Consider the following 24,507-nt stretch of genomic DNA (forward strand, 5'->3'; position numbering starts at 1 on the left):
CTCACAGCGCCAGCAGCAGCAGGGCGGCCTTCTCCTCGGGGCTGGCGGCGAGGAACTCATCCGGCAGCCAGACCTCCGACTCCGGCACCGTGACGGAGTCGCAGCTGCGACGGCCCGCGTAGGAGCGCCCCGGCTCGCGCGCCTTCAGCCGGTACGTGCAGTCCCGGATGTAGATCTTCAGCTCGTCCTTGGTGAACTTCACGGTGGCGGGCCGGCCGCCGAAGCCGCCCTCGGCCTCCACCGTGTCGCCGTCGCGCTTCACCTTCAGGTTCACCGCGGCGGGGCCCAGCGAGCCCTTCACCTCGCCGTCCTTGAACTTCACGTCCACCACGCCCAGGTACGTCCGGCCCCGGAGCCCATCCTTGGTGCGGGTCACCTGGAAGTCCTGGCCGGTGACTTCATCGGACGTCATCACCAGGTTGTACTGCTGCCGGGCGATTCGCAGGTTGATGGCGTCCTGCTTCGGCGCGGATACCGCCACCCCCGCCCCCAGGACCACCGCCAGAGCCAATACCCCCCGCCGCAGCGGGCTCAGAAAGCGCTTCATCGGAATGCTCCTCGTCGTGGAATACCTTCCTTGAAACGTCCTTCTTCCCATCGCATACCGCGACAGCCCCACTCCCCCGGATTTGCATCCGGGGCCTGACACTCTCCGGGGGCGGCCGCCCGCTCGCCCCACCCCTGGGGCGGTCCGTGATGCCCGGGGGCGGACACCGTCAAACCGCCAGCAGCAGCAGCGTCACCTGCTCCTCGGGGCTGGCCTCGAGGAACGCGTCCGGCAGCCAGAGCTTCGCCTCCCCTCCGGAGTCGCCCACGCTGCAGTTGCTCTGACCCGAGTAGGAGCGCCCCGCCTCGCGCGCGCTCAGCCGGTGCGTGCAGTCCCGGATGTAGATTTCCAACGAGTCCTTGGTGAACTTCACGGTGGCGGGCCGGCCGCCGAAGCCGCCCTCGGCCTCCACCGTGTCGCCGTCGCGCTTCACCTTCAGGTTCACCAGCGCGGGGCCCAGTGAGCCCTTCACCGCGCCGTCCTCGAACTTCACGTCCACCAGCCCCACGGCGGTCCTCCCCCGCAGGCCCTTGTCCTTCCGGCTCATCTGGAAGTGCTGACCCGTCACGTCCTCGGCCCGCATGGTGAGGTTGACCTGCCGCAGACCGAACCGGAGGTTGATGGCGTCCTGCTTGGGCGCGGACACCGCCACCCCCGCGCCCAGGACCACCGCCAGCGCCAGAACACCCCGCCGGAGCGGGCTCGGAGAACGCATCATCGGGAAGCTCCTCGTCAGGAAACGCCGTGGAACAACCTTCAGGGAACGCGCGGCCGCCCGGGACATACCGGGATGTCCCGGGGGCGCACGCTGTGTCCGGGGCGCCTACTTCTGCGCGGGCACCTGGGGCGCGCCCAGGTGCTTCTCGAAGAACATCATCGTCGTCATCTGCGCGTAGTCGCGGGTGGGCTTCTTCTGGAAGCCGTGGCCCTCGTCGGTGGCCAGCATGTACCAGACGTCCGGCGCGCGCTGACGCACGGCCTGGACGATCTGCTCCGCCTCCGACTGCGGCACGCGCGGGTCATTGGCCCCCTGCTGCACGAAGAGCGCCGCGCGAATCTTGTCCACCGAGCCCAGCGGGGAGATGCGCTCCTGCACGCGGCGCACCTCGGGGATGCGCTCGTCGCCGTACTCCGCGCGCCGCAGGTCCCTGCGGTACGCCTGCGTGTTCTCCAGGAAGCTGGGCAGCGAGGAGATGCCCACCACGTCCACCGCGGCCTTGAAGCGGTCGGGATAGAAGGCCACCGACGCCAGCGTCATGTAGCCGCCGTACGAACCGCCCGAGACACCCACGCGCGTGGCGTCCAGCTCCGGCCGAGAGGCGATGAAGTCCAGCGTCGCGCCGATGTCCTTCAGGCTCTGCTCGCGCTTCACGCCGTCATCCATCGCGCGGTACGCCTTGCCGTACCCGTCCGAGCCGCGCACGTTGGGCACCAGCACCGCCATGCCCAGCTCGCTGGCGATGAACTGGGTGAAGTTGCTGAACATCGGCCGGCTCTGTCCCTCCGGTCCGCCGTGGAAGCTGACGACGACGGGCACCTTCTTGCCGCCCGTGTTCCTGGGCACGTAGAGGAGCGCGGGCACCTGCACGCCGTCGGTGGACGGGTAGCGCACGAGCGTGGGCTCCACGAACGCTTCCGTGTCCAGACCGCCCACCTCCGAGCGCGTCCAGCGCGTCGGCTTGCGCGACTTCAAGTCCACCGTCCACACGTCCATGGGGCTGCGCGCGCTGCCCAGCGAGAGCGCCAGCACGTCCGAGCGCTTGCGCGGGAACTTCAGCCCGCCGCCCACGCCCTTGGGCAGGACCGTCAGCGCGGACAGGGCGCGCGTGCGCGTGTCGAGCAGCGACACCGTGGTGTAGCCGTCCTCGTTGAAGGCCACCGCCAGCTTGCGCCCGTCCGGGGACAGCGCCAGGTCCGTCACGCTCCACCGCACCGCCTTCGTCAGCGACGCGGGCGGCTGGGCCGTGGGCGCGGTGCGCGTGTCGAGCAGGTACAGCTCGGAGAAGTCGCTGTAGCGGTCCGTCACCAGGTACACACCCTGGCCGTCCTTCGTGAAGGTGGCGCCGTCGACGCTGCCCTTGCCCTCGGAGGGCGTGAGCTGACGGCGCTCCCCGGACGCCACGTCCACCAGGAACAGGTCCGAGTCATCCGCGGCCCGGAAGCGCTGCACCAGCAGCTTCGAGCCATCCGCGGAGAACTCCTGCGGTGAGTACGTGCCCTCCAGCTCCGTGAGGCGGCGCGCCTTCGTGGGCTCCGACGTGGGGGCCACGTACACGTCTGTGTCCTTGCCGTTGCGGCCCGTGCCCGCGTACGCCAGCCAGCGGCCATCCGCGGAGACGCGCAGCGCCTCGTGGCGGCTCTTGCCATCCGTCAGGAGCTCCGAGCGGCCCGTGCGCCGGTCCAGCTTGAACACCTGGAAGAACTCACCGCCGCCCTTGTCCTGCAGGTAGTAGACGACGTTCGCGTCGCCCGGCTGGAAGACAGCCCGGTTGATGGGCTCCTTCGCGAAGGTGATTTGCGTGCGCGCGCCCATGGGCATCTCCACCACGTGGAGCTGGTTGGTGTCCGCGAAGCGCGTGGTGATGAGCAGCTGCTTGCCGTCATCACTGGCGTCCGAGAGCGCCGCGGTGCGGGACTCCAGGTACTGCTCCATCCGGCGACGCAGCGCGTCCGGCACCGGGGGCACGTTGCTCACCCACACGTTTGGCTGACCGGGCAGCGGCGCGATTCCGGGCACCTGCGACGGTTTCGCGGCGGCGCCCTGGGCGGCGGCGGGGGTCGCGGCGGGCGCGGGCGCCTGGGTCCAGAGCAAGGACACGACGAGGGGAATCAGGCCTGGGTTCATGGGGCGGGCACGGTAGCAGCGCTCGCGCGGACACGTCCCATCAACCAGGTCCACCGCCTCATTTCGTAAGGGCCCTCCAACAACGAACAGGCCCTGGCTCCCCCGAGCCCGAAGGCCGCTTCAATGGAGGCGCACATGAAGAGGAACGCCTGGAATCGCCGTGGCATCACCCTGGCGCTGGCCGCCACGCTGTCCGCGCTCGTCGGCTGCGGAGACGACGACGAGACGCCGCCCGACCCGACGCCGTCCACCCAGGCGAAGCTGCGCGTCGTGCACGCGTCGCCGGACGCGCCCGCCGTGGATATCTACGCGGAGGGCAACTCCACGCCACTGTTCACCAACGTGCGTTACGGCGACACCACGTCCTACGCCACGGTGCCGACGGGGACGTACAACGTGCAGGTGCGCGCGGCGGGCTCGGCGGCCACGTCCGCGCCCGTCTACTCCACCGGTCCCCTGACGCTGACGAAGGACCAGAGCGTGAGCGCGGTGGCCGCGGGTCTGCTCACCGCCACCGACAGCGCGAGCGGCTTCCGCGTGCTGCCCCTCACCGAGGGCTTCGGCGCGCCCGCGGAGGGCCGGGCTCGGGTGCGCATCGTCCACGCGGGCGCGGACGCGCCCACCGTCGCGCTGGACGTGGGGGATGACGGCAGCTCCGAAATCACCAGCCTGGCGCGCTTCCAGGACACGGGCGCCGCGGGCGTGGAGTTGCCCTCCGGACAGTCGCTCCAGGTGGGCGTGCGCACGACGGACAACCAGAAGGTGACGTCCTTCACCGTGCCCGCCCTGCCCTCGCGCGGCGAGGTGTTCGTCATCGCCACGGGCAGGCTGTCCGAGAAGGCGCACGCCCCCGCGGGCTTCGGGCTGCTCGCCGCGGGCGTAGGGCTGGTGCGCCAGAACCCCGTCGTCTACGCGCTGCACGCCTCGCCGGACGCGCCCCCCGTGGACGTGTTCGTCGGCAACGCGGAGCTGGTGGATGACCTGAGCTTCGGCGAGCTGTCCGCGCCCATCCAGGTGCCGCCGGGCAGCTACACCCTGGACTTCTTCGCCAGCGCCTCCGGGAGCACGCGCCCCTCGGGCGCCCCCGCCGCCAGCCGGCCCACGCCCGCGCTGGTCGCCGGTGAGCGCTACCTGGTCCTCGCCTCCGGCTTCCTGAGCCCCGCGGCGGACGACCCGGCGGATTCCACCTTCGAGCTGCTCGCCTTCACGGAGGGCTTCACGCGCGACACCGACAGCCTGCGCCTGCGCGTGGTGCACGCCTCCCCGGACGCGCCCGTGGTGGACGTGTCGCCGGTGGAGAACGGCGTCGTCCCGGCGAGCGCCGCCTTCGATGACATCCCCTACCGGCTGGCCACTTCGGTGGAGGGCTTGGAGCTGCCCGGCGCCCAGCTGCTGGTGGGCGTGGCGGCGGCCAGCTCCGCCAACCGCTCGCCGGTGGCTCGGTTCCAGCTGGACACCAGCGCGTTCCTGGGCCGGGGCGTCTTCGCGGTGGCCGCGGGCGCGCTGTCGCCGTCCACGTCGGGTGAGGCCAGCTTCCGGTTGGTGCTGGTGGACACGAGCACCACGCCCTGGAGCGCGCTCAACGTGCATCCCCAGCCGTAACGCATTTTCCCGCCGTCCGTCTGCGAAGACATCCAGGCCAGCCAACTGGCGCCGCGCAAGCCTCGTGCCCGCGGCGCCAGTCGTTCGTTCCGACGGGAGGAAGGCTCCATGCAGCGCCGCGTCGCGCCCATCCTGCTGCTCCTCACCGCGCTGACGGGCGCGTGCCTGGACCCCATCCGGAGCGCTCCGACGGACACGTGCGCGGAGGACCCCGAGGCGTGTCCGGAACCGGACTCCGAGCCGAGGGGCGTGGCGCGAAAGGTGACGGTGGGACGGCAGCACGCGTGCGCGCTGTTGGAGAGCGGCGGCGTGCGGTGCTGGGGCGGCACGGGCCTGGTGGGCGACGGCACGCGCGCGCTGCGGGCCTCGGCCGTGGCGGTGAAGGGCCTGTCCACCGGAGTGCTCGGCGTCTCCGCGGGCGCGGACCACACCTGCGCGGTGCTGGAGGGCGGCACCGTGCGCTGCTGGGGGGACAACACGTCGGGGCAGCTGGGCCAGGCCTCGCTGTCGTCCTCGCTGGAGCCCCTGGATGTCGGCGGCGTGGGCTCCAACGTGCTGACGGTCTCCTCGGGCGAGGCGCACACGTGCGCGCTGCACGCGGGGGGACAGGTGACGTGCTGGGGCGACAACTCACGACTTCAGCTGGGCTCGACGGAGGTGAGCGAGCGGAGCTACGCGCCCGTCGAGGTGCGGGGCCTGCCCGCGAACCTCACGGTGCTGGCGGCGGGCGCGTACCACACCTGCGCGGCCACCACGGCGGGCGAGGCGTGGTGCTGGGGTGACAACGCCTACGGCGCGCTGGGGGATGGGCTTTCGGGCGTGGGGCTGAAGTCGCCTCCCGTCCGGGCGCGGAGCCTGGCCCTGCCCGTGAGGGCGCTGACGGCGGGCAAGGGACACACCTGCGCGCGCGTGGGCGACGGCGCGGTGGAGTGCTGGGGCTTCAATGCCTCCGGGGCGCTGGGGGATGACACCGCGCTCGACAGCACGGTGCCGGTGCGGCCGGTGGGGCTCACGACGGACATGCGTCAGGTGCGCGCGGGCACGGACTTCACCTGCGCGCTGAGCGCCGAGGGACGGGTGCGCTGCTGGGGCCTGAACGAGGCCGGGCAGCTCGGCGACGGGACGCGGGTGCATCGCGCGGCGCCGGTGGACGTGTCGGGCCTGGCGAACGAGGTGGTGGACCTGGGCACGGGTGTGACGAGCACGTGCACGGTGCTGAGGGATGGGCGCGTGCAGTGCTGGGGCGCCAACGCCGCCGGACAGCTGGGTGACGGGACACAGACGGAGCGCGCCGGGCCCGTCGAGGTCCAGGGGCTCGAGGCCCCTTGAGGGGAGGACGGCATGTCGCTGTTGAGGGACGACCCGCGGTTGCTGCAGGCCTTCCGCCGAGGAGAACCGGAGGCGCTCGCGCGCGTCTATCGGGCCTACTCCGCGCACGTGGCGCGGTTCCTGTCGCGCACGTACGTGTCCCACGGGCCTGGGGGCCTGGGACGCGTGGGTCCGTTGGATTTGGAGGCCGCGCACCAGGAGACCTTCGTGCGCGCCTTCCGTGAGCAGGCGCGGCTGGCGTACGACGGCGTGCGTCCGTATTCGACGTGGCTCAACGCGGTGGCGAAGCAGGCGGCGGTGGACGTGCTGCGCTCGGCGGGCCGCATCGCGCGCGAGGCGGTGGCGCTGGATGACACGCCGATGGCGGAGCGGCTGGCGAGCACGTCGCCCTCTCCCGAGGACCGGGCGCTCGAGGGGGAGCTGCGGGAGCTGGTGAGGCGCTTCCTCGCGGGGCTGGACGAGGGGACGCGGAGGTTGGCGGACCTGCGCTTCGTGCAGGGGTTGTCCCAGGAGCGCGCGGGGCTGCTGTTGGGGTGGTCCCGACAGGAGCTGAGGACGCGCGAGATGAAGCTGCGGCGCGCGATGACGGCGTTTCTCGTGGAGGAGGGCTGGCTGATGGCGGAGTCGCCCGATGGGCTGCCTTCCGCCGCGGCCACGGCCGCGATGGTGGCCCTGCTCTTCCCCCTCTTCGTGCCCTGACGAGAGTGAGTTGCCCATGGCCTTGTTCACTCCCCACGTGGACCGACAGCTCGTCCACCTCGCCAACGACGGCACCCTGCCTCCGCGACAGTGGAGCCGGGTGCTGAGTCATGCGCGAGCCTGCGAGCGCTGTGGCGCCCGCTATGCACAGGTGATGAACCTGCGCCGCGTGTTCGCGCGGGACACCGTCACCGAGCCGACCCCGGGAGAGTTGGAGCGGCTGTCCACCCACGGCCTGCAGGCGGTGCTGGGGGCGCTGGAGCGGCGTGAGGTCTCGGCGTCCGTGGACGTGACGAAGGGCCCGTGGGCGCGCGTGCTCGAGTGGGTGCGCGGGGCGTGGAACATGCCGACGCTCGGGCACGTGGGCACGGCGTGGGTGCTGGCGCTGATGGTGTCCGCCGGGGTGCTGTGGACGGGCGTGCCTGAAGACACGGGAGAGTGGGCGGCGCGCGGCGAGGGCCCCGGCACCGCGGTGCTGCGGCTGTTCTGCGTGCCGTCGGACGCGGAGCTGCGTGAAGTGCGCGGACAGGGCACGTGTCCTTCGGGAGCATCCCTCGCGTTCGCGGCGGGCGTGCGGGCGCCGTACACGCATGTCGCGGTGGTGGTGCGCACGGAGCAGGGCTCGCGCGTGGAGGGGCCGTTCGAGGTGAAGGCGGCTCCGGGCGCGGAGACCGCGCTGGACATCACGCCACGGCTGCCCGCGTCGGGCGAGGTGGAGCTCACCGCGGTCTTCGCGTCGAGCGCGAGCGTCGCGCTCTCGGCCGCGCGCGGAGAGACGGTGCAAGGCGAAGTGGTCCAGGTGCGGCACAGGGTTCGAGTGGGGGGCGGCAAGCCATGACGCACTGGATGGAAGGGGAGCGTGGAGGCGCGCACGAAGGGCCCGGGAGGGAGTCGCCGGGCACGAGGCGGCTCGGGGCATCGCGGCGCATGCGGGAGTCTCGGCGCGGGAGATGGCGCGAAGCATCGCGCCCCCTCCATGAGTGCACCGTCACATCGCAGCGCGTGACGCGCACCTCAGGCCGCATCGAGGTGTGGCAACTCGAAGCCCCATCCATCCAAGAGCGCATCGACACGGAACGAATCGGCACGTCGAGCTGCGTGACGCGCACTCCATGCAGCATGGTGATTCGCTCCCTCTCCAGGTCCCGGGGGCTGCGATGAGTCGAGAGCGCTACGCACTCCTCGGGCGGTCATGGGCGCTGCTGCTCCTGTGCACGGCGACGATGAGCGCCGCGCAGGCCGAGAATCCGGCCTCGCCGGAGCCGTCTCCCGTGCGACGCGCCCTGGTCGTCGCATACAACGGCAGCGACACCCCGGGCATGCCGCCGCTGCGCTACGCGGATGACGACGGCGTGCGCTGGGCCGAGACGCTGCGCCGGCTCGGCGTGGACGTGGTCCTGCTCACCGTCCCCGACGCCGAGACCGCCCAGGCCGAGCGCGAGCGGCTGGCCGACGCCCGCCTCCCCACGCTCACGGTGCTCGATGAGACCGTGGACCAGCTCGCGCGTCGCAACGCCGAGGACCGCGCCGCCGGGCGCGCCGTGGACTTCCTCTTCATCTACGTGGGCCATGGCCGCACCGGCGAGTCGGGCCGCGCCTACCTCACGCTCGCCGACGGACAGCTGGACCAGGAGGGCCTCTACTCGCGCGTGGTGGAGAAGCTCGACGCGGACTACGTGCACCTGCTCGTCGACGCGTGCCACGCGGCGGGCGTCGTCGGCAGTCGCGGCGGAGACCCGCTCGTGCTGCGCAGGCTGCGACGCGCGCTGGAACAGGAGCAGCTCGCCGGCCACCCGCGCGTGGGCGCCATCTTCGCGGAGAGCACCGAGGGCGAGACCCACGAATGGTCGCGCATCCGCGCGGGTGTCTTCAGTCACGCGGCGCGCTCGGCGCTGCTCGGCGGCGCGGACGTCAACGGCGATGGCCGCGTCGAGTACAGCGAGCTCGACGCCTTCGTCGCCGCCGCCATCCGCGGCGTGAAGTCCCCCCAGGCCCGGCTCGCGGTGCGCACCTTCCCTCCCGCCCTCAGCCCCTCACGCGCCCTCGTCGGCCCCGCCCCGGAAGGCCCTCGCCTCGACCTCCCCCCCGCCCCCCGAGGCGCGCGCATCTCCGTGGAGGACACCTCCGGCGTGCGACTCGTGGACGCGCACCAGGCGGCGGGAGAGCCCCTGACGCTCGCGTTGCCAGAGCGCTCGGCGTACTGGCTGCGAACGCCCGGCGGCGAGGCACGCGTGCGTCGCTCGGACCTCGGCTCCGGAGAGCTCCCGCCCGCCTCTCCACCCGAGGTCGCCTCTCGCGGCGCCGCCGAGGAGAGCCTGCTCCAGGGCCTCTTCGCCCTGCCCTTCGGCCGCGACTTCTACGAGGGCTACGTCGCCTCCACCGGAGTGCCCGCCGTCGACTTCTCCAGCCCCCTCGCCCCAGGCGAACCCTCCGGCGTCCCACGCTCACTGGGCCTCGAAGTCGGACTCACCCTGGGCGCGCCGCCCCTGGGAGGGCGCGGTGTCGCCCGCGGCCTCGCCCTGTCCTGGCGCACCCCCGGCCCTGGCCTATCGCGCTTCGGCGCGCGCGCCACCTACGCGCTGGCACCCGACGCCTGGGCGGACGACGCCACGCTCCAGCGCATGTCCGTGCTCGCGATGGCGGGCCTGGGAGGACGCGGCACCCTGGCCCCCTTCGCGGAGGTGGGCGCGGGCTGGCTGATGACCGTGGTGGACCGACCGGGTCGCCGCGAAGGGGACGCCCTGGGGCTCTCCGCGCGCGCCGCCGCGGGCCTCCGCTGGAAGACGGGTGACTTCGCGCTGAGGGGCACCCTCGGGCTGGACTGGGACTCGGTCCGCGTGGACGGACAACGGCGGGGACGGTGGATGCCCGGCGTCGAGCTGGGCCTGGAGCGCTGAGCCACCGCCGTCCACCCGGTGCACGGCCGCTGTGAACGGCGTTGACAGTCCTGCCCGCTCGCCCGCCCAAGCTCCTGGAATCAGGCCCGCCCCGCGCTGGCAGGGCGCTTGCGATGGCCCCCTCCCGAAAGGGACGGGCCATGGACACGAGCGACACACGGTGGGGCGAGGCGCGGTGGGACACGGGGAAGCTCGTCCGGTGGAGCGTCCTCCACGTGGCGGCCCTGCTCGGCGGCGCGCGGTACCTGGAGTGGAGCGCCGTGGCGGTGTGGGCCGCACTCACGGGCCTGACGATGTGCCTGGGCGTCTCGGTGGGCATCCACCGCGGCCTCATCCACCGGGCCTTCCGCGCGCCGCTCGCGGTGGAGCGCGCGCTCGGACTGCTGGGCACCCTGGCGGGCCTGGGCGGCGTCATCGCGATGAGCCGCATGCACCACCTGCGCGACTTCCATCAGAACCAGCCGGAGGCGGACTGCCCCGAGTACTTCGGCTACCGCGACGGCTTCCTGAGCGCGATGAGCCACGCCCTCTTCCGCACGTGGCACCCCAAGAGGCCCACCGCCGCGGCCCCGGTGGAGCCCGCGGTGGCGGACGACGCCTTCTTCCTCGCGCTGGAGCGCTGGGGCCTGTGGCTCCAGGTGCCGCTGGCGCTCGGGCTGTACGCGCTCGGCGGCCCCGCGTGGGTGGCGTGGGGCGTGTTCGTGCGACTGGCGCTCACGCAGGACGGCTTCTGGTTCGTCCACTACGTGAGCCACGTCGAGGGCGAGCAACCCTACGAGCTGCCCGGCTGCGCGGAGCAGGGCCGCAACGCGGGCTGGCTCGCCTTCGTCAGCATGGGGGAGTCGTGGCACAACAACCACCACGCGTGGCCACGCTCGGCGCGGATGGGCCTCGGCTGGCGCCAGCCGGACCCGGGATGGTGGATGGTGCGAGGGCTCGCCGCGCTGGGGCTGGTGCACGACGTCAAGACGCCCGCCAACCTCCCGCCGCGCCCCGGCGTGAAGGAGCGCCCCACGCCTCCACGCGGCCAAGGCCCCTGCCACCGAGGCGCGCACGGCGTCGCGCTGTAGCGCCACCGTGTCAGAAGGCCCAGCCCAGGGACACTTGCAGTCGCTCATCGAAGGTCCAGCTCCGCCCCTTCGTGGTGCTGCTCACCTCGCCGCTTGGCAGCACCGGCTGACGGCTCTCATACCGGTCCGAGGAATGACGTGCACCCACGCCGACCCCCGCCTGCACCGCGAGCCCCTGTCCCAGGATGGCGGTGTAGCCCACCAGGGCCGCGCCCCCGAGCTGCAGGGAGCGGATGCTGCTCTCATTGCCCTCGTCCTCGACGACGAACTGCTCGTACTCGCGCCACTGGTGGATGACCTCCAGCTGCGGTGACACCCAGAGCCCCTCGGGCGCCGTCCCGGACAGGAAGAACCGGGCGCGCGGCACGACGCCCAGCTGGAAGAGGGAGTCCCTCGTCTCCAGTCGCTGCTCCGTCCGCTCCAGGTCCCTGCTGCCATTCGAGACATGGAATCCGACGAGCAGCCCCAACCCCACGCTGACGCGCGGGGCCACCACCCGCTCCCCCTCCAACACCAGCTGTCCCCAGTCCGTGGGATTGACGGCGAGCCCCAGCACCGTCTTGCGAGGCACGGCCTCGGTCGACCCGGTGCTCGTGGGATTGGCCTGGGCGACGGCGGACGACAGCAACACCAGACACAGCGACGACATGACGCTCATGTGCGGAACTCCCCCTGTGCATGCAACCCCCCGGGAGGGTCCTCCCTGGGCATCACGCGCCCACTGCAACGCGCGTGCACAACCCATTTCGAGAGGGAGCCGCGCTCGACGAGGACCGACGCCGAGGACAACCTGTCAGCACTCCGCGTTCCAGGGCCGGACATGCTGACAGCGATTCCGGGATTCGACGCAAGGCATTGCGCAGGAAACCCGCGGCCAGGGTTCTTCCCCGCGTTGACCCTCTCGTATGGGAATGGAGCCCTTCGATGTCGCGTTCGCGTGTGCTGTGGGTGGTGGGGTTGTTGGCGCTTGGCGCGTGTGGGGGTGAGGACCGCGAGCCCCAGGAGGAGCCGGGGAACAGGCCGCCGCCGGGCGGGTCCAATCCTCCCGTCACATATCAGCGCTCCAACGTGACGGGCACCTACGCCGTCACGGGCACGCTGCAGAGCAACGCTCCGGACGGGAGCGGGCACAACATCGCCAACCTCCGGGACTCCATCACCGTCTCGGAGAACACGAGTGGTCTCAACCTGCTGAGCATCAACATCGCCAGCATGAGCTGCGGCGGCGGCATCCGCGCGGCGATGAACGGGGAGCGCACGTTCGACGTCAGCGGGGGCACGTGCCCGGTGGACGTGGAGTCGGGCTGCACCGCGAGCATGAAGGTCAACAACGGGAGCGGCAGCCGTGACGCGGGCGGCGCCTTCCAGCTCGAACTGCGCGGCGAAGTCTCGATGACGTGCGGGCCGGTCTCCAGCCGCCGGATGTTCGTCATGAGACTGGCGGGCACGTCCTCCGGGCTGTCCGCCCCGGACACGACGTTCGAGAAGCTGTCGCTCGGAACGAGCATCTCCGACACGTTGGAGCTGCTGTCGACGGAAACCGGACACACGCCGTGACACGGACGGACGACGCGCCGTCGCCGTGAATTGCGTGACCGAGACGTCGTAAGAATACTCCGGCCCCAGGATTCCAGTCGGGAGCGGAGGATGTCGATGATGCGGATGCGCGTGGTGACGGCGGCGCTGTTGCTGGGGCTCGGAGCGTGTGGCGGAGGTGACGACGGCGGCGACGACGGCGGGACGGTGGACCATCGCCCCAACGTGACGGGCGCCTACGCCAGCACGGGGACGATGACCCTGGTCATCTTCGGCCAGTCGCAGACCAATGACTTCTCGGACACGATTCGCATCGCCGCGAGCGCGGGCTCCAACAAGTCGGCCCTGAACCTGCGCTCGGATGCCTTCGAGTGCGGAGACGGCTTCCCGGGCACCATGACCGGGGAGCGCGCGTTCTCCGTCCAGCAGACCGAGTGCCAGGTCCACCTGGACGAGCAGAACTGCGACGGGACGTTGACGGTGCGCTCGGGCACCGGCAACCGGGACGAGGCGGGCACGCTCCACCTCTCCATGAAGGGCGACTTCTCCTCGCGCAACTGCGCCCCCATCCCCGTCACCGGCCAGTTCACCATGGAGCTGACCGGCAACCGCACCGGCGAGTAGCCCTTGTGCCACCGCGCGCCCCGACGAGCTTCCGGGGCGCGCGTGGAGCCACGTGGCCAGGTTGCGCTGCCAGGAGTCCTTGGCGCGCTCCTCCGCCGCGTCCCCTGCCAGCCCTCGCCCACCCGCACCGCCGCCGCCACCACGGGCACCAACGCCCACGGCGCCAGCCGCCACGCCTCGCGCACGAGCCCCCTGGGGCGCAGCTTCTCCAGCAGGCTCACCGAGTCCGCCGCGCGTCGTCCGCTCAGCCGCACCGCGAGCGCCTGGGCGATGCCCAGCCGCTGCCGCATGCCTCCTGAACACTCCTTCACCTCGCGCTTCGCCGCGAACGCGAGGTCCAACCGCTCGAGCAGCTCCGCGCACACCTTGGCGGACGATGTCCACGCCCTCCAGCGTCACCTCACCCGACGTGGGCTCCAGCAGGCCGAACATCCCGAGCGGAATCTCCAGGTCCACGCCACGCAGCGCGGACACCGGCCCCGGATACACCTTCACCCGCATGCGAGGGAGAGCATCGCTCCCTCCACGCAGACGACCTCCCGCCATTTCCCCGCCCTGAGGCGAACCGCGACGACGAAGGTCTTCATCTGAAAGGCAATCGGCTGGCGTTGAATCCCCGCTCGGCCCGAAAGCCAGACATCACCTCACGGCGCCGAGCGCACCAGCCGCAATGGCACGCGTGCCCCCGTGGCCGCCGAAGCCGCCAGCATGGGCACCTCCGGCGACAGCGTCTCCGGCTTGCCCTGCGTGAGGAACTCCACCGCCGGCGCCACCACCTCCGGCGCATACAGGATGCGGTGGTGCCCCAGTCCCTGCGTGCGCGTCAGCCTCGCGCCCGGCCACGCCCGCGCCACCGCCTCCCCCGCGACGAGCGGCACCTCCCGGTCCCCCACGTCGTGGAACACGTGCAGCGGCACCTGCCCCAGCAGCGGCACGAAGTTCGGCAGCGCCAGGTCCTTGAGCCGCACGTGGAAGCGCCGCTCGATGCGCTCCTCCATCCGCATCCACACCCCGTCCGTCAGCCCGAAGGCGCGCGCGAAGGCCTGGATGCCCCCACGCGGGTCCGCTGGCGGCGACACGAACACCGCGCGCCCCACCTTCAGCCCATCCCGCATCGCCACCGCCGTGGCCGCCGCCCCCAGCGAGTGCGCCACCACCGCGTACGGCCCCCCCGTCGCCCTCGCCACGTCCGCCACCACCTCCGCCATCTCCGGCAGCGAGCTGGTCCGCCCCGACGAGCGCCCATGCCCCGGCGCGTCGTACGTCACCACCGAGAACCCCGCCGCCACCAACGGATCCACGAACGCCGTGAGCTGCCCGCCGTACCCGCTCCACCCATGCACCAGCAGCACCCGCGGCCCCTCGCCCCAGCTCCACACCGCCACCTCCTCGCCACCGAGCGTCAGCATCCTCGGCTGCCCCCGCGCCAGCACCGCCTCCGCCGTCCGGGAGCGGTGCGGCCGCCACGGCGTGCGGAACCGCTCGTCCGCCCACGCCGCCGTCAGGCCGGGCGCCACCGTCCCCGCCCCCAACGCCGCCGCACGCATTCCCCACTTCGCCAGTTTAACGCGAACGTTCGTGCTATTTTCCGCCATGACGAGGTCCTCCTCGGAGGGACACAGAGCCTTTGAAGAAGTCAGGAGCCCGTGGGACGGGCGGCGCGCAGCAGGGCCTCGAAGCCGCGGCGGGCCCAGGTCTCCGCGCGGGGCTCCTTCAGGAGCCGGGCGGCGTGGTGGAAGCCCAACAGCAGGGCGTTCTCGTCGTGGGCGAACTGCTCCACGTCCACGTCCTTGTGGAAGTGCCCCTCGGCCACGGCGATGCGCGCGGCCTGGGCCAGGCAGTCCATCCAGTCGCGCTGCGTCTGCACCAGCCTGTCGCGCGCGGGGCCCGGGGCGTCATCCAGCTCCGTCGCCGCCGCCACGAAGATGCACCCGCCCTCCGGCACCAGCTCCCGCTCCCACGTCAGCCAGTTCTCGAAGAGCGCCCGCACCCGGGGCTCGCCGCGCGGCTGCATCAGCGCCGGACGGATGACCCGCTCGGTGAACAGCGCCGTGGCCGCCTCGAGAATCTCCACCTGGAGCGACGTCTTGGAACGGAAGTGCGCGAACAGGCCGCTCTTGGAGAGCTGCAGCTCCTCCGCCAGCCCGCCGATGCTCAGCCCCTGCAGGCCCACCCGGCTGGCGAGCTGGATGGCCCGCTCGAGAATCGCCTGATGGGTGAGCTCGCCCTTGCGCATGGCGCCTTTCTAAACGCCCGTGCTTTTTTCCGCAAGTCGACGGCGATGCGGAGGCTCAGCCCTCGGTGTTGCGCAGGAAGTCGGCCACCTGGGCGAAGCGCTCGTCCAGGAAGCGGCGCAGGCCGCCCGTCACGCCCCGGGCATCCATGGCGCGCTGCATGGCCCGAAGCCAGGCATCCCGCATGGACAAATCCACCGGCACATGGCCATGGCGCATGCGCAGCCGCGGATGCCCATGGCGCTCCGCGTAATGCTGGGGTCCTCCCAGCCAACCCATGAGGAACAGGCCGAAGCGCTCACGCGTGCCAGGGTTCACCCGGCCTTCGGCATCCAGTTCGTGCAGCTTCGCCAGGGCGGGCTCGTGGGCATCCATCGCGTCATAGAACGCGCCCGCCAGCGCCATCGCCGCCTCCGCGCCGCCCAGGCGCTGGTACGGCGTGTCCTCCAGCGAGGGAACCCAGTCATCCGAGGCAGGAGCGTTGAGCTCCAAGGGCTTCAAATCAACAGACATGACTTCCTTCAACGGCACGCGGGGCCCGGCGGCTTCCCTCTCGTACTGCTCGTCACGAGCGCTCGCACCGCCGCCATCAGAGGTGTCGAGCGGGCGACAGGTTGGCAGTCCCGCCGTGCGTTGCCCATCGAAGAATTGACCGAGGCGAGAATCGATTGCTAGAGCCTCGCTCCACCCGTGCCCCCCACCGACCCCCGCCTGCCGGACCCGATGCAGGCCGCGCCCCTGGTGTGGGTGCTCGACGACAGCGCCGGAGAGACGGAGGCCATCCTCCGCGCGCTCACGCCCATCTGCCAGGTGGTGACCTTCACGGATGGCGCCGCGCTGCTGGAGGCGCTGGGTCAGGGCCGCACGCCGGACGTGCTCGTGCTGGACTGGTACCTGCCAGGGATGACGGGCCTGGAGGTGTGCCGCTTCGTGCGCCAGGGCTCCACCACCGCGCTGCTGCCGGTGTTGCTGCTCACCGTCAACACCCGCGCGGCCGACGTGGTGGAGGCGATGGCCGCGGGCGCCAATGACTATGTCTTCAAGCCCTTCCGCCCGCTGGAGCTCCAGGCGCGCGTCACGGCCCTGGCCAGCCACGAGCGCAAGCGGCGCCAGCAATTGGAGGACGAGCGCGCGCGGCGGCTGCTCGCGGAGGGCACGCTGACGGAGATGCAGGCGGCCGAGGAGCGCGCGTGGCGCAGCGAGCTGCGCTTCCGGCTGGCCGCCCGGGCCACGCGGGACGCCGTCTGGGAATGGGACCCGCGCACGGGCGCGGTGGATTGGACGAGCGGCCTGCACGAGCAGTTCGGCTACGCCTCCTCCCTCATCCGGGACACGCGTGCCTGGTGGGAGGAGCGGCTGCACCCCGAGGACCGCGAGCGCGTGGTGCGAGGCCTGCGCCTGGCGGTGTCCAGCCAGAGCCACGAGTGGCAGGAGAACTACCGCTTCCAGCGCGGCGACGGCACCTGGGCGCACGTGGTGGACCGCTGCCACATCGTCCGCGACACCGAGGGCATCGCGGTGCAGGTCGTCGGCGCCATGCAGGACGTCACCGAGATGCAGCAGACGGAGTCGGAGCGCCTGCGCCTGCTCGCGGAGGTGCACGCCCAGGCGGACTTCGAGCGGCAGCTCATCGGCATCGTCAGCCACGACTTGCGCAACCCCCTGGGGGCCATCACGCTGGCGGCGTCGCTGCTGGCGCAGACGCCGGACGCGGACGAGCGGCAGCAGCGCAACGTGCAGCGCATCCAGCGCGCGGCGGACCGGGCCACGCGGATGATTCGCGACCTGCTCGACTTCACGCGCGCGCGCCAGGGCCGGGGCCTGCCGGTGTACCCGCGGCTGATGGACCTGCACGAGGTGGTGCACGCGGCGCTGGACGAGTTGCAGGTGGCGTGGCCGGACCGGCGCATCCTCTCCGAGTACACGGGCAACGGCGTGGGCCAGTGGGACCCGGACCGCGTGGCGCAGGTGCTCGGCAACCTGGTGGGCAACGCCATGCAGTACAGCGCGCCGGACACGGTGGTGCGCGTCGTCGCGCAGGGCGAGGACTCGGGCGGCGTGGTGCTGGAGGTCCACAACCAGGGCCTGCCCATCCCCCTGGAGCTCAAGTCGCGCATCTTCGAGCCGCTCGAGCGCGGCCTGGAGCGGCCCGAGGACCGGGGCATGCGCAGCATCGGCCTGGGGCTCTACATCGTGCGCAGCATCGTCGTGGCGCACGGCGGGACGGTGGACGTGCGCTCCACGCAGGACGACGGCACCACCTTCACCGTGCGCCTGCCGCGACAGGCGCCCGTCGCCCTCGTGCCCCAGGACGACCGGGGCGACAAGGCCGCGGGCTAGTCCACCCAGCGCTTCGGTCGGCGCTTGAGCGTGGTGACGCCCAGCCTGTCGCAGAGCGCCTCGAACCGCTGGCGAGGCACGCCCGCCCAGGCCACGTCCGCGAGCGTCTTCGTCCCGGGCAGCGGCGCGTCCTCCACCAGCGTGGCGAGCTTGCGGTACAACAGCGCGTCCTCACGGTGGGCGCGCAGCGTGGCGGCCAGCTTGTCCGCGCCGCGCGGCCGCACGGACCAGGTGGAGGCGTCGTCCGGAATCGCCTCCAGCCGGCCATACGCGGACACGAGCGCGGACGCGCCCTTCTCCCCGAAGCCGTCCAGCCCGGGGATTCCGTCGGCGACATCGCCCATCAGCGCCAGGAGGTCCGGCACGCTCGTGGGCGGCACGCCCAGCTTCGCGCGCACCGCGTCCTCGTCCAGCACCTTCTCCTGTCGCCGGTCCACCTGCACCACGCGCTGGCCGCGCACGCACTGGCCCAGGTCCTTGTCCGGCGTGCAGATGCGCACCTGCTCCACCTCGCCGCCGAAGCGCGCCGCCGCCGTGGCCAGCGCGTCGTCCGCCTCGTGCTCCTTCATGGACCACACGCGCACGCCCAGCGACGCCACCGCCTCCTCGGCCAGGTCGAACTGCGCGCGCAGCTCCGGCGGCACGCCCTCGTCCCCCTTGTAGTCGGCGAACAGCCTGTTGCGGAACGAGCGGATGGGGTTGTCGAACGCCACCGCCACGTGCGTCACCGCCTCGTCCGCGTCGTGCAGCAGCATGAGCAGCGACGACATCAACCCCACCGTCGCCTTCACGTCCTGGCCATCCGGCGCGGCGTGGCCCGGCCGGGGCGAGAAGTGGGCGCGGTACAGCTCGTACGTGCCATCCACCAGGTGCAGACGCATAGGCCCCACGTCCTATCGCTTGCGACGACGGGCGGCCAGCGCGCGCTGCGGCACCGTCACGCGGCTTGGCGAGCGCAACCCCTGCCCGCCCCACCCCGGGGATGCCCGGTCCCTCCCCATGCGGCCTGTGCCCTCGTGGATTGCCGCGCTGTCGGCCCGAGCACACTTCTGGACCTGGGGCGCGACACCCGCGCTCCGTGGACCGACGGCTGGAGGTAGACCGTGCGCCCGAAGCTGCTTGCCGCGATGCTGTGCGCCACCCTGTTGGGGTGCGCCAGTCAGAGCGTGAAACCCACCTCGAACACCCGACGGACGGAGGCGGTGGCCTCCATGCGCGCCGCGGAAGGAGCCGGCGCAGCGCGCATCCCGGAAGCCGCGCGCCATCTGGAGTTCGCCCGCCAGCAAGTCAACCATGGCGAGCAGCTGCTGATGGACGATGACGCGGAAGGCGCGGAGCTGAGCTTCATGCAGGCGGACGCGGACGCGGACCTCGCGCTGGCGCTCGCACGCGCGCTGCCCATGGAGCAGCAGGCGAAGAGAACCACCCAGCAGGCCGAAGCGCTGCGGCGCGGCCTGCAGTGAGCCCCAGTCCGGGAGGAGACCGTCATGGCAGGCAGCAAACATGGTTGGAAGGCCCTCGTCGGAGCCTCGGCGCTCCTCGTGGCGGGGAGCGCGAGCGCGGCCGCGCCGAAGGAGCTGGTGGAGGCCCGCGCCGCCTATCAACAGCTCGCGGCGAGTCCGCAGGGGCGTGAGCGTCCCCGCGACGTGGCCGAGGCCCGCGACGCCCTGCGCGCCGCCGAGCGCGAGTACCAGCGCGACGAGAAGTCCCAGCGCACGCGGGTGCTCTCCTACGTGGCCCTGCGCAAGGCGGAGACGGCGGGCGCCTGGGGCATGGCGGACATCGCCGCGCGCCAGCAGGCCCAGGCGGAGGTCGCGCTGAACCAGGCCCAGGCGCTCCAGGAGCAGCAGCGCCTGGCGCAGGCCCGTCAGCAGGAGGGCGAGCTGCGGCTGTCCGAGGAGGCCGCGCGGCGTCAGCAGGTGGAGCAGGAGGCGCAGCAGCTGCGCGCCCAGAACGAGGAGCTGCAGCGACAGGCGCAGCTGCTCCAGGGCCAGCAGCAGACGCAGAGCCAGGCGGACCAGCAGGCCGCGCAGCAATTGGAGGCCGAGCGTCAGGCGCGCGTGGAGGCCGAGCGACAGGCGGCCGAGGCCATCTCCAAGCTGGACCGGGCCAACAAGGACCTGAAGGTCCGCGAGGAGGCGCGAGGCACGGTGCTGACGTTGTCGGGCAGCGTGCTCTTCGCGTCCGGTGCCTCGGACCTGCTGCCGGTGGCGCGTGACCGGCTGGCGGACGTGGCCCAGGTGCTGAAGGAAGGGGACCGGCCGCTGCTCATCGAGGGACACACGGACTCGCAGGGCTCCGACGCCCTCAACGAGCGGCTGTCCTATCAGCGCGCCGAGCGGGTGAAGGAGTTCCTCATCAACCAGGGCGTGCCCGCCAACCGCATCGAGGCGCGCGGCATGGGGGAGTACCGGCCGGTGGCCTCCAACTCCACCGCCGAGGGCCGCGCGAACAACCGCCGCGTGGAGATCATCCTGGAGCGCGGAGGCTCGCGCGCCGTCGGCGGCAGCGGCCAGGAGCAGCCCGGCACGGGCGGCTCCTCGAGCGGCGGCGAACAACAGCAGCCTGGCACCGGCGGCTCCTCGAGCGGCGACGAGCAGCAGCAGGCGCCGGAGTCGGGCGCGGTGCATGACGAGGACTTGGGGGACGTCCAGCAGCCCGGCACGGGCGGCTCGGGCGACACCTCGGAGAGTGGCGGCCAGCAGGACACGTCCGACGACCACCACCAGTTCCATGGCTCGGGCGACGGTGCGAGTCAGGACGTGCGGCAGTAACGCCTCACCGCTCCCGCTCGGAGAAGACGCTCCGGGCGGGAGCTTTCTTTTCCGGGGGCGTGCGGGACAGCGCGTGGCGCGTTAGCTTCCGCGGCCGCCGACACGCCATGGACTCCGACAAGCCCATCGTCCTGCTCACCACCGAGCGCCTGCGCATCACCCAGCTCCCTCCGGACGGGGCCGCGCGCGTCGTCGCATACCACGAGGCCAACCGCGAACACCTGGGCCTGGTGTCCCCCTCGCGGCCCGGCAACTTCTACACGCTGACGTACTGGCGCACGCGGCTGGCGCAGGACCTGGAGGACGCGCGCTTCGACCGCTCCCTGCGCCTCGTCGTGCTGCCTCGCGACGCGCCGCCCTCCTCCGCGCCCGTCATCGGCAACATCTCGCTCGCGCACATCCGCCGAGGGCCCTTGCAGGCCACGGACCTGGGCTACGGGCTGGACCATCGCCACGAGGGCAAGGGCTTGATGACGGAGGCCCTGCGCGCCGTCTGCGCCCACGCGTTCCACGGCATGGGCCTGCACCGCATCCAGGCCAACCACCTGCCGGAGAACCTGCGCAGCGCGGCGGTGCTGCGCCGGCTGGGCTTCGTGGTGGAGGGCTACGCCCGCGACTTCCTGGAGATCAACGGCCGCTGGAGGGACCACGTGCTCACCTCCCTCGTCGCCCCCGAGGACAGGCCCGGCGCCCGCTAGGCCCCCCTCGCGAGACATTCGTCCGCGTCCACCGACTCACCGTCCCAGCCGGAGCGAAGACGCACTGGCCACGCGGTCCCGGAGCGTCTACGGACAACGAGGACTGGAGGTCGGCACATGGCGTATCTCTTCCTGCTCGGGGCCATCGCCTTCGAGGTGGCCGCGACGAGCCTGATGAAGTCCACCGAGGGCTTCACCCGGCCGTGGCCCACCGTGGCGTGCCTCACCGGCTACGGCGTGGCCTTCGCGCTGCTCTCGCAGGCGGTGAAGCAGGTGCCCATCGGCGTCGCGTACGCGATGTGGTCCGGGCTGGGTACCGCGGCCATCGTCGTCATCGGCGTCACCTTCCTCGGCGAGGCCATCAACGTCACCAAGGTGGCCGGCATCCTGCTCATCATCGGCGACGTCGTGCTGCTCAACCTGCGCGGCGCCCACTGAGGCCACGGGCACCGTCTCAGCGGGGCAGGAGCGACGTCCTGGCCGCGCCGCCGGCCGAGCCGGAGGGCAGGTGCGCGTCCATCCACTCCACCGTGCGCCGCATCCGGTCCACCACGTGCTCGGGTTTGCGCAGGGTGTGGCCCTCGTCCGCGTAGACCACGAGCTGCGTCTTCACGCCCAGCTCCTTCAGCGCGCGGTGGAACTCGTGCCCTTGCGTCACGGGCACCTCCAGGTCCCGCTCGCCGTGCAGCACCAGCGTGGGCGTGCGCGCCAGCTTCACGGAGTTGATGGGGGAGCTGCGCGTGTAGATTTCCGGCTCGTCGTACAGGGACGCGCCGAAGTACGGCTTCATCCACGCGTCGATGCGGTTGGTGCCGTAGTAGCTCTGCCAGTTGGAGATGCCCGCGCCCGCCACCGCCGCGCGGAAGCGCTGCGTCTGCGTCACCGCCCACATCGCCATGAAGCCGCCGTAGCTCCACCCCGTCACGCCCAGCCGCGCGGGGTCCACCGGCGCGCGCGCCAGCACCGCGTCCACGCCGGACAGGATGTCGCGCAAGTCTCCAAAGCCGAAGTCGCGCCGGTTGGCCTGCGCGAACTGCGCCCCCTGGCCGAAGCTGCCCCGGTAGTTGGGCAGGAACACGTAGTAGCCGCGCGCGGTGAACATCAGCACGTCCGGACGGAAGCCCGGCACGACGCCCGCCGCGGGCCCGCCGTGCACCATCGTCACCATGGGCGCCCGCACACCGGGGGGCGGCATCATCGACGGAGGCGGCGCCACCAGCCAGCCCTGCACCTCCGCCCCGTCGCTCTTCCACGTCAAATCCCTCGCCTCGCCCACCAGCGCGCGCAAATCCTCCTCGCGCCGCGTGACGCGCTCCCACTCCCCCACCGGCCCCACCCAGAGGTTCTGCGCCCTGGAGAACGACTCGCGCACCACCGCGCTCACCTTGCCGTCGCGCGACAGCGACAGCCCCACCTGACCGCGCGCGCTGATGCGCTCGGCCCCCTTCCACAGCACGCGCGGCTCACCCTGCTGCGTCGGGTCCACCGTGGCCACCGCCGACTCGCCCCGCACCTGCGCGCCGAACACCAGCGAGCGCGACGACACCCACTCGAGCGACATCGCCGTCGCCTTCATCCCCGCCGTGAGGTTGCGCGCCTTGCCGCCGTCCAGCGGCACCAGCATCACGTCCCCGCCGTTGGAGCCGTGGTCGCTCATCAGCCCCTCGATGACGGCCACCTGCTTGCCGTCGGGGCTCCAGGTCGGCTCGGTGAGCTGCCACTTCGGCGCGTATAGCACGCGCGAGCGCGCGCTCGCCGTCTCCACCACGTGCAGCTTCGCCAGCCACCAGCTCGCGTCCCCCGGCGGCGGCGCGCCGGTGTACGCCAGCCGCGCCGCGTCCGGGCTCCACGCGAACTCGTAGACGAAGGTCTGCTCCGGCGTGACGAAGCGGTGCGAGCCCTCCGCCACCGACACCACCGCCACCCGCTGCACCGGATGCGACTCGCGCACCACGCCCGTCTCGCGCGCGCCGGGACCGCGGGGCCCCAGGGCCTGCGCCGCGCCCTCGCCCTGCATCACCAGCACCCCCACCGACGCGCCGTCCGGCGACCAACGGGGCGAGGCGATGGGGCTCTCGAAGGACGTCAGCTTCGTCGCGACGCCCTCCTGCAAATCCGCCACGTACACCTGTGTCCTGCCACGCTGGTGCCCGTCCGACAGGAACAGCAGCCGGCGCCCCTCCGGGCTCCACTGGATGGAGGACTCGTCGCACGTCTTGCCCTCGGGACAGGCGCTCACCAGCAGCGCCTTCGGCTCGCGTGCGCCCAGCTCCATCGCCTGGATGAGCGTGCCGCCCGTCGCCGCCACCTCCACCCACGCCAGCCACTCGCCGTCCGGAGACACCGCCACCTGCTTGAAGCGCGTGGTGCGTCCCATCACACCCAGCAGGCTCTCCACCGACGGCTTGCTCGACTTCGCCGCGCCCCCTCGCGGGACGCTCACCGCCAGGTCGAACGCGGACGGCGCGGGCGCCGACTCCTGCGCGACGACGGGCGCCGCGAATCCCAGCACGGCGACCAGGGCCAGCATTCTCGCCACCATCCGAATCAACACGTCCCCCCACGGGTCAGGAAGAGGCCACCAGACTACATGAGTGGGACGGCGCTTCGCGCCCATTCCCAGCCCACGCCGCATTCGTTGGACCTCGGAAATTTGGGCGTGCGAGCACAATCCCTCACGTCCATCCGCCAACGAAGCACCGGACATCTTCCGCGTCGCGCCCGCGCGGGCGTGGACACTGCCGGCCATGGCACGGACCGAGATGGAGAAGATGCTGGCCGGCGAGCTGTACAACGGCTGGGACGCGCAGCTCACGGCGGCGCGCTCCCGGGCGCGGCGGCTCTTGCGCGCCTACAACGACACGCTCATGGAGGACGAGGACCTGCGCAAGCAGCTGCTCGGACAGCTGCTGGGACAGGTGGGCGAGGGCGTCTACCTGGAGCCGCCGTTCCACTGCGACTACGGCACCTTCATCCAGCTGGGCAAGCGCGTGTACATGAACTTCCAGTGCGTCATCCTGGATTGCAACCGGGTGACGATTGGAGACGACGTGTCCTTCGGCCCCAACGTGCACATCTACGCGGCCACGCACCCGCTCGACGCGGACGAGCGCATCAAGGGCCCGGAGCTGTCCAAGCCCGTCACCATCGGCGCGAAGACGTGGGTGGGCGGCGGCACCCTCATCCTCCCCGGCGTCACCGTCGGGGAGGGCGTCACGCTGGGCGCCGGCAGCGTGGTGACGAAGGACGTGCCGCCCCATGTCCTCGCCGCGGGCAACCCCGCCCGCGTCATCCGCGCGCTGCGCTGACGGA

Annotated in this window: 23 protein-coding genes; 14 read left to right on the forward strand and 9 right to left on the reverse strand. The window is 72.0% G+C overall.

All coding sequences use genetic code 11. The features are described from left to right. Position 1 precedes the first annotated feature (1 nt). The 3 genes from VZQ01_RS17610 to VZQ01_RS17620 all read right to left on the reverse strand — a co-directional run bounded on the left by VZQ01_RS17610 (position 2) and on the right by VZQ01_RS17620 (position 3,392). Complete coding sequence (locus VZQ01_RS17610) at positions 2 to 547, reverse strand: hypothetical protein (protein WP_141324180.1); 546 nt, start codon at positions 545 to 547, stop codon at positions 2 to 4. A gap of 169 nt (positions 548 to 716) precedes the next feature. Next, positions 717 to 1,265, reverse strand: coding sequence for a hypothetical protein (locus VZQ01_RS17615; RefSeq protein WP_426748427.1), 549 nt, complete (start codon positions 1,263 to 1,265; stop codon positions 717 to 719). Positions 1,266 to 1,370: 105 nt separating this feature from the next. Then, a complete protein-coding gene (locus VZQ01_RS17620) occupies positions 1,371 to 3,392 on the reverse strand; it encodes a S9 family peptidase (RefSeq protein ID WP_426748428.1) in 2,022 nt (673 codons plus the stop codon). Between the two features lie 135 nt (positions 3,393 to 3,527). On the opposite strand from VZQ01_RS17620, the gene VZQ01_RS17625 reads away from it, so the two are divergent. The 6 genes from VZQ01_RS17625 to VZQ01_RS17650 all read left to right on the forward strand — a co-directional run bounded on the left by VZQ01_RS17625 (position 3,528) and on the right by VZQ01_RS17650 (position 10,989). Further along, positions 3,528 to 4,994, forward strand: coding sequence for a DUF4397 domain-containing protein (locus VZQ01_RS17625; protein WP_426748429.1), 1,467 nt, complete (start codon positions 3,528 to 3,530; stop codon positions 4,992 to 4,994). A 108-nt stretch (positions 4,995 to 5,102) separates the two neighbouring features. Continuing rightward, the gene (locus VZQ01_RS17630) at positions 5,103 to 6,323 is read left to right on the forward strand and encodes an RCC1 domain-containing protein (protein WP_426748431.1); all 1,221 of its coding nucleotides are present in this window, start codon (positions 5,103 to 5,105) and stop codon (positions 6,321 to 6,323) included. A gap of 12 nt (positions 6,324 to 6,335) precedes the next feature. Next, positions 6,336 to 7,022: an RNA polymerase sigma factor gene (locus VZQ01_RS17635; RefSeq protein ID WP_223782200.1), complete on the forward strand. Its 687-nt coding sequence runs from the start codon at positions 6,336 to 6,338 to the stop codon at positions 7,020 to 7,022. Between the two features lie 16 nt (positions 7,023 to 7,038). After that, positions 7,039 to 7,860 (forward strand): hypothetical protein, encoded by an 822-nt coding sequence (locus VZQ01_RS17640; protein ID WP_426748432.1) that lies wholly within the window; start codon positions 7,039 to 7,041, stop codon positions 7,858 to 7,860. A gap of 319 nt (positions 7,861 to 8,179) precedes the next feature. Next, on the forward strand, positions 8,180 to 9,919 hold the full coding sequence (locus tag VZQ01_RS17645) for a caspase family protein (protein WP_426748433.1): 1,740 nt from the start codon (positions 8,180 to 8,182) through the stop codon (positions 9,917 to 9,919). A gap of 140 nt (positions 9,920 to 10,059) precedes the next feature. Next, complete coding sequence (locus tag VZQ01_RS17650) at positions 10,060 to 10,989, forward strand: fatty acid desaturase (protein ID WP_426748434.1); 930 nt, start codon at positions 10,060 to 10,062, stop codon at positions 10,987 to 10,989. A gap of 10 nt (positions 10,990 to 10,999) precedes the next feature. Here the strand turns inward: VZQ01_RS17650 and VZQ01_RS17655 are convergent, their stop codons facing one another. Then, complete coding sequence (locus tag VZQ01_RS17655; RefSeq protein WP_426748435.1) at positions 11,000 to 11,647, reverse strand: hypothetical protein; 648 nt, start codon at positions 11,645 to 11,647, stop codon at positions 11,000 to 11,002. Positions 11,648 to 11,913: 266 nt separating this feature from the next. Here VZQ01_RS17655 and VZQ01_RS17660 point away from each other — a divergent pair, with 266 nt between their 5' ends. Beyond that, a complete protein-coding gene (locus VZQ01_RS17660; RefSeq protein WP_426748436.1) occupies positions 11,914 to 12,546 on the forward strand; it encodes a hypothetical protein in 633 nt (210 codons plus the stop codon). A 96-nt stretch (positions 12,547 to 12,642) separates the two neighbouring features. Beyond that, positions 12,643 to 13,149: a hypothetical protein gene (locus VZQ01_RS17665; protein WP_426748437.1), complete on the forward strand. Its 507-nt coding sequence runs from the start codon at positions 12,643 to 12,645 to the stop codon at positions 13,147 to 13,149. 644 nt (positions 13,150 to 13,793) lie between these two features. On the opposite strand, the gene VZQ01_RS17670 is transcribed toward VZQ01_RS17665, so the two are convergent. From VZQ01_RS17670 to VZQ01_RS17680, 3 genes are all read right to left on the reverse strand, one after another. Then, positions 13,794 to 14,696, reverse strand: a complete 903-nt coding sequence (locus VZQ01_RS17670; protein WP_223751453.1) for an alpha/beta fold hydrolase — start codon at positions 14,694 to 14,696, stop codon at positions 13,794 to 13,796. Between the two features lie 89 nt (positions 14,697 to 14,785). Next, positions 14,786 to 15,385, reverse strand: a complete 600-nt coding sequence (locus VZQ01_RS17675) for a TetR/AcrR family transcriptional regulator (protein WP_046710528.1) — start codon at positions 15,383 to 15,385, stop codon at positions 14,786 to 14,788. Between the two features lie 55 nt (positions 15,386 to 15,440). Continuing rightward, on the reverse strand, positions 15,441 to 15,896 hold the full coding sequence (locus VZQ01_RS17680) for a globin domain-containing protein (protein WP_046710527.1): 456 nt from the start codon (positions 15,894 to 15,896) through the stop codon (positions 15,441 to 15,443). Between the two features lie 177 nt (positions 15,897 to 16,073). Between VZQ01_RS17680 and VZQ01_RS17685 the strand changes: the two genes are divergently transcribed. Then, positions 16,074 to 17,723 carry a hybrid sensor histidine kinase/response regulator gene (locus tag VZQ01_RS17685; RefSeq protein WP_426748438.1) on the forward strand — a complete coding sequence of 550 codons (1,650 nt, stop codon included), beginning with the start codon at positions 16,074 to 16,076 and terminating at the stop codon, positions 17,721 to 17,723. Here VZQ01_RS17685 and VZQ01_RS17690 read toward each other — a convergent pair. Beyond that, entirely contained in the window at positions 17,720 to 18,604 is an 885-nt protein-coding gene (locus VZQ01_RS17690; protein ID WP_223751456.1) for a 5'-3' exonuclease, read from the reverse strand. The genes VZQ01_RS17685 and VZQ01_RS17690 overlap by 4 nt on opposite strands. A gap of 222 nt (positions 18,605 to 18,826) precedes the next feature. Here VZQ01_RS17690 and VZQ01_RS17695 point away from each other — a divergent pair, with 222 nt between their 5' ends. The 4 genes from VZQ01_RS17695 to VZQ01_RS17710 all read left to right on the forward strand — a co-directional run bounded on the left by VZQ01_RS17695 (position 18,827) and on the right by VZQ01_RS17710 (position 21,633). Then, a complete protein-coding gene (locus VZQ01_RS17695) occupies positions 18,827 to 19,186 on the forward strand; it encodes a DUF4398 domain-containing protein (protein ID WP_046710524.1) in 360 nt (119 codons plus the stop codon). A gap of 24 nt (positions 19,187 to 19,210) precedes the next feature. Then, entirely contained in the window at positions 19,211 to 20,497 is a 1,287-nt protein-coding gene (locus VZQ01_RS17700) for an OmpA family protein (protein ID WP_223782192.1), read from the forward strand. 107 nt (positions 20,498 to 20,604) lie between these two features. Next, positions 20,605 to 21,195, forward strand: a complete 591-nt coding sequence (locus VZQ01_RS17705) for a GNAT family N-acetyltransferase (RefSeq protein ID WP_223751458.1) — start codon at positions 20,605 to 20,607, stop codon at positions 21,193 to 21,195. 117 nt (positions 21,196 to 21,312) lie between these two features. Beyond that, on the forward strand, positions 21,313 to 21,633 hold the full coding sequence (locus VZQ01_RS17710; protein WP_426748439.1) for a DMT family transporter: 321 nt from the start codon (positions 21,313 to 21,315) through the stop codon (positions 21,631 to 21,633). A 16-nt stretch (positions 21,634 to 21,649) separates the two neighbouring features. Here the strand turns inward: VZQ01_RS17710 and VZQ01_RS17715 are convergent, their stop codons facing one another. Next, positions 21,650 to 23,725, reverse strand: coding sequence for a prolyl oligopeptidase family serine peptidase (locus VZQ01_RS17715; RefSeq protein ID WP_426748440.1), 2,076 nt, complete (start codon positions 23,723 to 23,725; stop codon positions 21,650 to 21,652). A 217-nt stretch (positions 23,726 to 23,942) separates the two neighbouring features. Here VZQ01_RS17715 and VZQ01_RS17720 point away from each other — a divergent pair, with 217 nt between their 5' ends. Beyond that, the gene (locus VZQ01_RS17720; protein WP_267698440.1) at positions 23,943 to 24,503 is read left to right on the forward strand and encodes a sugar O-acetyltransferase; all 561 of its coding nucleotides are present in this window, start codon (positions 23,943 to 23,945) and stop codon (positions 24,501 to 24,503) included. Positions 24,504 to 24,507: the final 4 nt, after the last annotated feature.

This window comes from Myxococcus faecalis (assembly GCF_050039385.1).
GTDB classification, from domain to species: Bacteria; Myxococcota; Myxococcia; order Myxococcales; family Myxococcaceae; genus Myxococcus; species Myxococcus fulvus.

Coding starts and splice junctions, on each gene's coding strand:
- VZQ01_RS17610 (WP_141324180.1), bottom strand. CDS start 547: ATGAAGCGCTTTCTGAGCCCGCTGCGGCGGGGGGTATTGGCTCTGGCG.
- VZQ01_RS17615 (WP_426748427.1), bottom strand. CDS start 1,265: ATGATGCGTTCTCCGAGCCCGCTCCGGCGGGGTGTTCTGGCGCTGGCG.
- VZQ01_RS17620 (WP_426748428.1), bottom strand. CDS start 3,392: ATGAACCCAGGCCTGATTCCCCTCGTCGTGTCCTTGCTCTGGACCCAG.
- VZQ01_RS17625 (WP_426748429.1), top strand. CDS start 3,528: ATGAAGAGGAACGCCTGGAATCGCCGTGGCATCACCCTGGCGCTGGCC.
- VZQ01_RS17630 (WP_426748431.1), top strand. CDS start 5,103: ATGCAGCGCCGCGTCGCGCCCATCCTGCTGCTCCTCACCGCGCTGACG.
- VZQ01_RS17635 (WP_223782200.1), top strand. CDS start 6,336: ATGTCGCTGTTGAGGGACGACCCGCGGTTGCTGCAGGCCTTCCGCCGA.
- VZQ01_RS17640 (WP_426748432.1), top strand. CDS start 7,039: ATGGCCTTGTTCACTCCCCACGTGGACCGACAGCTCGTCCACCTCGCC.
- VZQ01_RS17645 (WP_426748433.1), top strand. CDS start 8,180: ATGAGTCGAGAGCGCTACGCACTCCTCGGGCGGTCATGGGCGCTGCTG.
- VZQ01_RS17650 (WP_426748434.1), top strand. CDS start 10,060: ATGGACACGAGCGACACACGGTGGGGCGAGGCGCGGTGGGACACGGGG.
- VZQ01_RS17655 (WP_426748435.1), bottom strand. CDS start 11,647: ATGAGCGTCATGTCGTCGCTGTGTCTGGTGTTGCTGTCGTCCGCCGTC.
- VZQ01_RS17660 (WP_426748436.1), top strand. CDS start 11,914: ATGTCGCGTTCGCGTGTGCTGTGGGTGGTGGGGTTGTTGGCGCTTGGC.
- VZQ01_RS17665 (WP_426748437.1), top strand. CDS start 12,643: ATGATGCGGATGCGCGTGGTGACGGCGGCGCTGTTGCTGGGGCTCGGA.
- VZQ01_RS17670 (WP_223751453.1), bottom strand. CDS start 14,696: ATGCGTGCGGCGGCGTTGGGGGCGGGGACGGTGGCGCCCGGCCTGACG.
- VZQ01_RS17675 (WP_046710528.1), bottom strand. CDS start 15,385: ATGCGCAAGGGCGAGCTCACCCATCAGGCGATTCTCGAGCGGGCCATC.
- VZQ01_RS17680 (WP_046710527.1), bottom strand. CDS start 15,896: ATGTCTGTTGATTTGAAGCCCTTGGAGCTCAACGCTCCTGCCTCGGAT.
- VZQ01_RS17690 (WP_223751456.1), bottom strand. CDS start 18,604: ATGCGTCTGCACCTGGTGGATGGCACGTACGAGCTGTACCGCGCCCAC.
- VZQ01_RS17700 (WP_223782192.1), top strand. CDS start 19,211: ATGGCAGGCAGCAAACATGGTTGGAAGGCCCTCGTCGGAGCCTCGGCG.
- VZQ01_RS17705 (WP_223751458.1), top strand. CDS start 20,605: ATGGACTCCGACAAGCCCATCGTCCTGCTCACCACCGAGCGCCTGCGC.
- VZQ01_RS17710 (WP_426748439.1), top strand. CDS start 21,313: ATGGCGTATCTCTTCCTGCTCGGGGCCATCGCCTTCGAGGTGGCCGCG.
- VZQ01_RS17715 (WP_426748440.1), bottom strand. CDS start 23,725: ATGCTGGCCCTGGTCGCCGTGCTGGGATTCGCGGCGCCCGTCGTCGCG.
- VZQ01_RS17720 (WP_267698440.1), top strand. CDS start 23,943: ATGGCACGGACCGAGATGGAGAAGATGCTGGCCGGCGAGCTGTACAAC.